Annotated in this window: 3 protein-coding genes; 1 reads left to right on the top strand and 2 read right to left on the bottom strand. The window is 67.8% G+C overall.

The window, feature by feature from the left end; translation table 11 throughout:
- Positions 1 to 183 precede the first annotated feature (183 nt).
- Complete coding sequence (locus ACFQ4O_RS16350) at positions 184 to 693, bottom strand: DUF3280 domain-containing protein (protein WP_378777241.1); 510 nt, start codon at positions 691 to 693, stop codon at positions 184 to 186.
- Positions 694 to 1017: 324 nt separating this feature from the next.
- Positions 1018 to 2685, bottom strand: coding sequence for an MFS transporter (locus ACFQ4O_RS16355; RefSeq protein ID WP_378777243.1), 1668 nt, complete (start codon positions 2683 to 2685; stop codon positions 1018 to 1020).
- Positions 2686 to 2978: 293 nt separating this feature from the next.
- On the opposite strand from ACFQ4O_RS16355, the gene ACFQ4O_RS16360 reads away from it, so the two are divergent.
- The coding region (locus ACFQ4O_RS16360) for a hypothetical protein (RefSeq protein WP_378777245.1) at positions 2979 to 3230 on the top strand (252 nt) is incomplete at its 3' end.

The following is a 3230-nucleotide window of genomic DNA, read 5'->3' on the forward strand; positions in this document are numbered from 1 at the left end:
CGCCCGGCGGCAACTCCGACGCCGACACGCCGCCGCCGGCCTCTCCGCCGGCCGCCCCCCACGAGGGACCGTCGTCCGGCGAGCCGGCGCCCGCCGCCCCCTCGGGGCAGTGACGGGAGCCGCATCTCGATTGAAAAAGGCGCCTTCGGGCGCCTTTTTTTGTGTCCGGGGTTCGGGCGGGGATCAGTCGGCGGGTTTGAGCACGTAGTTCCGAACCAGGTAGCGCATGGCGCGGCTCCAGGTCTCGTCGGTGTTGCCGCGGATGTCGACGCTGCGCACCCGCGCCGGGCCGCCCTCCACCGGCCGGATGTAGACGTTGAGGTTCAGGATCAGGTTCGACACCTTCTGCACCTCGATCCAGGCGACCTGCGCCACGCCAAGCTCCCGGCCGTAGGCGATCTCGCAATCGGCGCAGTTCCCGAGCTTCTGGTCCTCCGCGATGCGCTTGCGCGTCTCCGGCCCGACCTCGACGACGGCGTAGCGGCCCGACGCGGCGAGGCTATCCCGCAAATTTGCGGCGAGGGCGTCCATCCGCCGGCGCTCCGCCTCGGTGGTCGGCTCCAGCTCCGCATGGTCGTTCCGGAACTCCGCCGACAGCAGCGCGATGGCGACCGGCTCGGCGCGCAGCGGCGCGGTCAGGCACGCGCTCACGAGCAGGGCGGAGGCGACGGCGGCGAGACGGCGGGCGGACATGAAGCTCTCCTCGTGACGCGCTTTGAGGGACGCGCGGACGGCGACGGTCGGTGAGCCGGTTAGCTATGTCGCGTTTCCGCCCCGGAAAGCGCCTCGACGCGCCCTCCTCTTGTCCCGGCCTTGAGCCGGGACCCATTTCCGCCGCCGCTGAAGGAAGAAGCGGATCGGATTGGGCGCTCTAGCTTGCGGGCGTCAGCGTTTCTGGGTCCCGGCTCAAGGCCGGGACAAGAAAAGCGCGGCGCGTAACTTCGTCCCTCAAATGCAAAAAGCCCCGCGGGATCGCTCCCGCGGGGCCTGGGACGTCGGAGACGCGCGCCTGAAGGATCAGGCGTGCTCGTAGGTCTCGATGTCGCGATCCTTGGTCTCGGGCACGAACAGCAGGCCGATGACGAAGGTCATGACGGCGATGACGATCGGGTACCAGAGGCCGTAGTAGATGTCGCCGGTCGCGGCCACCATGGCGAAGGCGGTGGCCGGCAGCAGGCCGCCGAACCAGCCGTTGCCGATGTGATAGGGCAGCGACATGGACGAGTAGCGGATGCGGGTGGGGAACAGCTCCACCAGCGCCGCGGCGATCGGGCCGTAGACCATGGTCACGAACAGCACCAGCACGAACAGCACGCCGATGATGCCGGCGGTCTGGGCCCGGAAGATGTCGAACGGATGCGCCATCTTCACGATGGAGGCGTCGCCCGCCTTCGGGTAGCCCGCGCCGTGCAGCGCGGCGGTGACGGACTTGTTGGTCTCGGCCGTGGACGGGCCGGCGACATAGGGGATCGCCTGTCCGTTGACGCGGATTTCGGTCTGCGAGCCCGCAGGCGCCGGAACCGTGACGTAGCGGACCGAGGACTTCGACAGGAAGTCGCGGGCCACGTCGCAGTTCGCGGTGTATTTGCGGGTGCCGACCGGGTTGAACAGGCTGCCGCATTCGGCCGGATCGGCCACGACCTCGACCTTCACGGTCTCGATCGCCCTTTCCAGCGCCGGGTTGGCGAGGGTGGTGATCTGCTGGAACAGCGTGAAGTAGCTCACCGCCGCGATCAGGCAGCCGCCGAGAATGATCGGCTTGCGGCCGATGCGGTCGGAGAGGATGCCGAAGAACACGAAGAAGCCGGTGCCGAACAGCAGCGACCACGCGATCAGCAGGTTTGCGGTGTAGCCGTCGACCTTCAGGATCGATTGCAGGAAGAACAGGGCGTAGAACTGGCCCGTGTACCACACCACGCCCTGGCCGGCGGTGAGGCCGAGCAGCGCGATCAGGGCGATCTTGGCGTTCTTCCACTGGCCGAAGGACTCCGACAGCGGCGCCTTCGAGCCGGTGCCCTCTTCCTTCATCTTCTTGAAGGCGGGCGATTCCTGCAGCTGCATGCGGATCCACACCGAGATGCCGAGCAGCAGGACCGACACCAGGAAGGGAATGCGCCAGCCCCACTCCCGGAACGCGTCCTCGCCGATGATGGTGCGGACGGTCAGGATCACCATGAGCGACAGGAACAGGCCAAGCGTCGCCGTGGTCTGGATCCACGAGGTGTAGAAGCCGCGCCGGCCGTTCGGGGCGTGCTCCGCCACATAGGTCGCCGCGCCGCCATATTCGCCGCCGAGCGCGAGGCCCTGCAGCAGGCGCAGCACGATCAGGATGATGGGCGCCGCGATGCCGATCGCCGCCGCGCCGGGAAGGATGCCCACAATGAAGGTGGACACGCCCATCAGCAGGATGGTGACGAGGAAGGTGTATTTGCGGCCGACGAGATCGCCGATGCGGCCGAACACCAGAGCGCCGAACGGGCGCACGATGAAGCCGGCGGCGAAGGCGAGCAGCGCGAAGATGTTGCGCGTCGCCTCATCGTAGAGCGGCTGCCCGTCCGATCCGAGAACGTTGAAGAACTGCGCGCCGATGATGGTGGCGAGCGAGCCGTAAAGATAAAAATCGTACCATTCGAAGACGGTGCCCAGAGACGAGGCGAGGATGACTTTCCTCTCCTCGCGCGTCATGGGCCTTCTTTTATCGGCGGATGCCGAGCTTGCGACGGACATTGGCGTTCACCTCGCTGTTCGAGCGCTGGCCTTGCGCTCGTTATCGTTTATGAACCGCGGGTCGCGGCTTCGTTTTTTCATTGAAGACGGCCGAAGGCCGCATGAAAGACGCGGCGCGCGCGGCCGCGTGGTCTCTCCCGTTGCCGTCCGGCCCGCGAGCCGGTCGCGTCTACCCCAAGCGGACGGGTCCCGCGCGCCGCCCGGACGAAGCCGGCGGGGTGGCGCATGGGACCGCAGCCCATAGATACAAGATGGCGGAACGCCTCGTCACCGGGAAAAGGCTTCTTGAAGTGGTCTTTAAGTTTTTGTTCACGGCACTGTGCGCGACAGGCCTCATGCTGGGCGCGCCGGGAGCGGCCCGCGCGGACCAGCGTCCGCCGTCCATCATCCCCGAACCCTATGAGGCCGCGCCCAACGCGGTGACTCGGCCCGCAGGCCGCGCGGACCGGGAGTGGCGCCGCACGCGCCGGACGCCGGAGGTGCGCATGACGGCGCCGCCGCCG

The sequence above is a fragment of the Methylopila musalis genome, from assembly GCF_042679725.1.
GTDB lineage: Bacteria > Pseudomonadota > Alphaproteobacteria > Rhizobiales > Methylopilaceae > Methylopila > Methylopila musalis.